The sequence below is a fragment of the Pseudomonas sp. P4_C3 genome (genome assembly GCF_056402075.1).
In genome coordinates, this window is the sequence record NZ_JBFUIC010000284.1 from 1 (window position 1) to 5,241 (window position 5,241).

Genomic DNA, 5,241 nt, shown 5'->3' on the forward strand with positions numbered 1-5,241 from the left:
AGGTTTCGCTGATAGCCTTGAGGGTGGCGCGCTTGGTCTTGCCCAGTGGCCGGAGTTTTTCATACTCCCCGAGGTAGCGCTCGATCATTTCCTTGACCGTCACCGGAATCGACACCGCATCGCGCATCGCCTTCACACAATCGGCCACCAACTGCGGATGCCCCATCAGGCACGCGCCGATCATATTGTTCTGCACCCGATCACTCGGGCAGCCGACATTCAGGTTCACTTCGTCGTAACCATGCTCCTGCGCCATTCGCGCGCAGGCGGCCAGGTCCAGCGGGACACTGCCGCCGAGTTGCAATGCCAGCGGGTGTTCGGCTTCGTTGTGACGCAGGAAGCGCTCGTGGTCGCCGTTGAGCAGCGCGCCGGTGGTGACCATTTCGGTGTAGAGCAGGGCGTTTTTCGACAATAGGCGCAGGAAGAAGCGGCAGTGTCTATCTGTCCAATCCATCATCGGTGCAACAGAAAACCTCCTGGATACCGAATGTGCTGGAATTTCTAGGTTTTCTGCGGGTTTAGTCAGCATTTAGCTACTTCTCATTTGCCACTGTTTGCTACGGTTTTTGCTTATTTTGGGATGGTCGTTGCTACAATGTAGCAACTAAAACCAGCCGTGTAGCAAAATCCATGGGATCAATCACCGTTCGCAAGCGCAAGGATGGCTCTGCAGCGTACACCGCGCAGATCCGCATCATGCAAAAGGGTGTGACAGTTTATCAGGAAAGCCAGACGTTCGACCGTAAGACCACGGCTCAGGCCTGGATCAAGCGGCGCGAGACGGAAATGGCCGAACCTGGCGCGATTGCCAAGGCCAACCGTAAGGGCGTGACGGTCAAGGAAATGATCGAGCGCTACCTCGGGGAGTATGAAAAACTCCGGCCACTGGGCAAGACCAAGCGCGCCACCCTCAAGGCTATCAGCGAAACCTGGCTGGGTAAGCTCGAAGATAAGGACATCACCAGCCAGAAGCTGGTGGAGTACGCCAACGACCGGATGCAGAGCGACGGCATTCAACCGCAAACCGTGGGTAACGACCTGGCACACTTTGGCGCAGTGTTATCTATTGCTCGACCCGCCTGGGGATATGATATCGACCCCATGGCCATGCCGGACGCACGCCGCGTGTTGCGCAAGATGGGTGCCGTATCAAAGAGCAAGGAGCGAGGCCGTAGGCCCACACTGGAAGAGCTTGATAAAATCCTGACCTACTTTGTCGATATGCGGGCGCGTCGTAAGCAAGAGATCGACATGGTCAGGGTGACTGCTTTCGCACTGTTCTCAACGCGTCGACAGGAAGAGATCACCCGGATTCGTTGGGACGCCATGGACGAGGCTCGCCAGTCGGTGCTGATCACCGACATGAAGAACCCTGGGCAGAAATATGGCAACGATGTTTGGTGTTATGTTCCGGACGAGGCTTGGAAGATATTGAGGTCCATGCCGAAGATCGCCGACGAGGTGTTTCCATATAATGCCAGATCCGTATCCGCGTCCTTTACCCGGGCCTGTCATTTCCTCGAAATCGAAGACTTGCATTTTCACGACCTGCGCCATGATGGCGTGAGTCGGCTGTTTGAAATGGGGTGGGATATTCCGAAAGTAGCCAGCGTGTCGGGCCACCGAGATTGGAACTCGATGCGACGCTATACGCACCTGCGGGGGAATGGCGACCCGTACAAGGATTGGCCGTGGTTGGAGAGAGTTTTAACTGGCCCCGTGATTGGGGCCATGTCCCATTAAGATGCTCGGTGTATACCTCGACCCATCAGTTTTTCGTGCTCGGCCTTGGCCTTGCTGCGCTGAGCGTCGAGGTATTCAGCCAGGTCAGACAGGTGGACACCTCGCGCGGATTTCTGGCTGCTCTCCATTGGCACCAGTGTTAGGTCTATCTGGCCAGCCGCGACCTTGAGCTTCATTTTCTCCGGCGTCAGATGGCTGAAATAGTCAGCGCAGACTCGCTCAAGCGGGATGATTGCCTGGCCATTGTACTGGGCCATTAGCAGGAAGGCCGTATTCATACCGCACCTGTTATCGACTTCCTGGCCATGGCCAGTTCGTGGTCAAGAGCAAAGACCCGCTGCATCAAGTTGAGATTGGGGTGTTCGCCGCCCTCACTGCTAGTGTTGTTCCAGTTTTTGCTGGTGACGCGAAGCAGCTTAAGGATGTTCATGTAGATGTAATGCGGGGCGGCCCCCACCGCCTGTACAGATTTCTCACTGTCCGGTTCGTAGGGCGTTTTGTACCAAAGGTTATGAGTGCAGAGGTTTATCTTTGGCACTTTGGATTTGAACAATTTCTTATCCAACTGCATGRAGCAGGTGAGCACTGGGGAGCGCTTGATTCGGGCCAGCTGGAAATGCTCAGTTAAAGTTATTGCCTCCATGGTTACCTCCCCAGCCGAGCAGGCTGATGTCGATGTTCTTTTCCTGCAGCATTTTCAACGATAGGAACAACATTTCACGGCCACCCCCCATATCGGCATACGGTTCGCACTTCACAAAATAGGGTTCTTCGACGATCAGCTTGGCGAACTGTACGCCGCTGCTGATCACCGGCGCGCTGCGGTCATCCACATTGCAATACCGCGTGTAAATGGCATGGGACAGGACCGGGTCGAGAATCAGGTACTCGGGAGTTACTGAGTAGTGTTGGCCCTCGGTCAGATGCATGTGGCCGGCGCCGCGCTCCTGGGCGCTGCGCGAAATCGCCACGATGATTGCGATCTTCTGCAGCACCAAGTCAATCTCACTCTGTACATAGCCATCGCCATCCTCGCCATACCGCTCGATTATCGACTTAATCACTGCATCCAACTCAGGCATCGCTTTGAACAGGTGAAGTTGCCCACAAATCTCAGAGAGTATCCACAGACCCAACAAGACCACCTGATACGAGTAGCGCGGCCGGTCGTCCATGTCTTCTGGAAGTTGCAGCGAGGCTTTTTCCATCAGTTGCTTGATCTCTTCAAGTGACATGGTCAAGCTGGTGGCCATGATCGCTTTACCTAGTCTGCGCAGGTGTTCGCAGCCATCGGTCGCTCGCCGGAAGTGTTCCCGGCAGTACTTCCGTTTGAGTTTGGTTAGATGAACGCGAATGCTGCGTTCCTGCAACGCCGGCATCTCAATCTCTTGCTCTGAAATGACAATCAACGGTGCCGACAACGGGATGGCGAAGGCTTCTGTATTGGTGCGGCCCATGACTGGCCCTCCCAACCGACCTTTCAGGGTTGCCTCGCCGTTCCATGCCTGCTTGACGCGTTCGCCCACATCCTTGTATGCCTTACTGGTCATCTTGCTTTTATTGAACTCTTCGATGATGCGAGKCACCGTCGTGGTGTTCGACAGGTAATCCAGCATGCCGTAGGGCGAGGTCGACGGTGCGCTGACCCCGGAGTCTTTCTGCATGTAGTCGGTGCCGTTGAGCCATGTGATCAGACCAGCGGTCTTCGACTTGCCGGCGCCAGCACTACCCCACAGCGAGAGAGTCGGGAACTGGCTAAACAGGTGCATTAAGTGGGTCTTGAAGTGCGCCGCGACACACCAGCCGATGAGAAGGCCAACTTCGTATTTCTGGTTGATCTTGAGCAGGTGGAACAATGCTTGATCAACGTCCCGATCCTCCTTCTCGCATATGCTGGTGTTGGCAAAATAAGGGCGGGCCAGCAGGTTGCCGAGGAACTGGTGGGTGCCGCGTACCTTGACCGTGTTCACCGACATATCAGGTTCAACATAGGTGAACAGGGGCATGTCATCGACGAAGTCCAGGTGGACCCCCGCGGCGTAGACTTGAATAATTTCTCCCACGTCCTGAGCCTCCCCAAAGACAGCGATTTTGATTTTCTGTACGTCGAGGTCGGTGCCCTGAAACGTCAGGTTTTCGATGCCCTCTAGTTCCTTCAGGAACGCTGAGCGACTGCTGAAAGCCGACTCTTTGAAAATAATCTTGCCTAGGTCGTTGCCGTTTTGCAGGACCGACATGCTGGTGCCGATACGGCGCGGCCGGGTACCGTTTTGCGGCACGTCTATAAACGCGTCGATCGGCTGTAGGGTGAAGTTGCAGATCCGCCGCTTGCCGTCGCCTTGCCGGATGTAATAGCCATCGGGTTCGACCACGGCGCACAGGCCGGCGTCCTGATCACCACCGCGATTGGCCCCAGCTTCGATCGCGCAGCCTTCACACGGACGCTTGCTGAGTAGGGCGCGGATCGCGTTGCAACCAAAGCCGAACGTCGGGGTGTGTTCGACGTAGCGGATCTGCGCCTCGATGTGATCGCGGCGCAACTTGGCGGTGCTGTACGTGCTCGACTTGGCACTGCTGGCCAGCCGCGCCGCCAGGCTTTCGGCCACCGTCTGCGACACGCCAGCGCGGACGATGTAGGTGGCCAGTTGGGTTGCGACCTGGTTGTAGGTCGCATCCACCTTCAGCGAGTCGCTGTCGCTCAGCATCTGGATACACGCCGGCACCGGCTCGCGGATCGCTTCCATGTCGGCGGAGGAGGCGATGATCACCAACTTCGGCTTGGCGTTGACGCGCTTTTTGGCCCCTTCAAACAGGGCCTTGAGTTCGTGCACCACCCGCCCTTGGGCGTCGTCGACCTCCACCACTCGCGGCGCCTTCACCAGCTCGCGGTAACGCTCGACAGTCAGCTCGGCCAGTTCATCGGCGGTCACCGGCACCCGGTATTTGCCGTCGTGCCGCTGCAGGTTGACGATGCGGAAACTGTTGCCCCGGCCGCTGCAATACACCGAGTAGTCGAGGCCGATGACGAACAGGCTGCGGGCCATTTCCTTGTAGATTTCCGGCAGGCGCAGGATGAAGCGTTTGCTCGTGAAAAATGTCTCATTGACCAGAATGTGCAGGCCCTTGCTACCCGAGAGAAAGATTTCGATGCAGCCTTTCGGCACGCCCATGCGGGTCAGCTTGCCGATCAGTTCCTGCCCGCTGCTGATGGCCTGGCCGAGGTCGTCCTTGCAGTCGATGTCAAAATACAGCGGACCACGGTAGCCAATCTTGTCGCGGTTGCGCGGCAGCTCGTCCTCGGTGCCGTCATTGACCGGCTGGTTCAGCGCGAGGATGGTCAGCTTCTTCGCGCCCTGTGCCTTGGCCAGCTCCGCCGGATTCTCTTCGCCCTGGCAGGAAAGAATAAACCAGGCGGCATGTTCAGAGCGTTGGTAGTAGTGGTACATGCTGATGTTCCCCCGCTGACTTGCTACTTTTGACATGACCCAAGGCCAACTC

5 protein-coding genes are annotated in these 5,241 nt (G+C 56.8%); 1 reads left to right on the top strand and 4 read right to left on the bottom strand.

Annotation, left to right across the window (positions count from 1 at the left end):
• A partial coding sequence (locus tag AC1DVH_RS25705; RefSeq protein ID WP_477756168.1) for a tRNA-dihydrouridine synthase occupies nucleotides 1-529 on the bottom strand: 529 nt, incomplete at its 3' end.
• Nucleotides 530-630: 101 nt separating this feature from the next.
• Here AC1DVH_RS25705 and AC1DVH_RS25710 point away from each other — a divergent pair.
• Nucleotides 631-1,743: a tyrosine-type recombinase/integrase gene (locus tag AC1DVH_RS25710; RefSeq protein WP_477756169.1), complete on the top strand. Its 1,113-nt coding sequence runs from the start codon at nucleotides 631-633 to the stop codon at nucleotides 1,741-1,743.
• On the opposite strand, the gene AC1DVH_RS25715 is transcribed toward AC1DVH_RS25710, so the two are convergent.
• From AC1DVH_RS25715 to AC1DVH_RS25725, 3 genes are all read right to left on the bottom strand, one after another.
• Nucleotides 1,740-2,021, bottom strand: a complete 282-nt coding sequence (locus tag AC1DVH_RS25715; protein WP_477756170.1) for a pyocin activator PrtN family protein — start codon at nucleotides 2,019-2,021, stop codon at nucleotides 1,740-1,742. The genes AC1DVH_RS25710 and AC1DVH_RS25715 overlap by 4 nt on opposite strands.
• Nucleotides 2,018-2,386 (bottom strand): hypothetical protein, encoded by a 369-nt coding sequence (locus AC1DVH_RS25720; RefSeq protein WP_477756171.1) that lies wholly within the window; start codon nucleotides 2,384-2,386, stop codon nucleotides 2,018-2,020. Before AC1DVH_RS25720 ends, AC1DVH_RS25715 begins: the two co-directional genes overlap by 4 nt.
• Nucleotides 2,364-5,241 (bottom strand): hypothetical protein (locus AC1DVH_RS25725; RefSeq protein ID WP_477756172.1); only part of this gene is annotated, 2,878 nt, incomplete at its 5' end. The genes AC1DVH_RS25720 and AC1DVH_RS25725, both read right to left, overlap by 23 nt.

Excerpts from the sequence above, each read along its gene's own strand:
- AC1DVH_RS25710 (WP_477756169.1), top strand. The coding sequence starts at position 631 with ATGGGATCAATCACCGTTCGCAAGCGCAAGGATGGCTCTGCAGCGTAC.
- AC1DVH_RS25715 (WP_477756170.1), bottom strand. The coding sequence starts at position 2,021 with ATGAATACGGCCTTCCTGCTAATGGCCCAGTACAATGGCCAGGCAATC.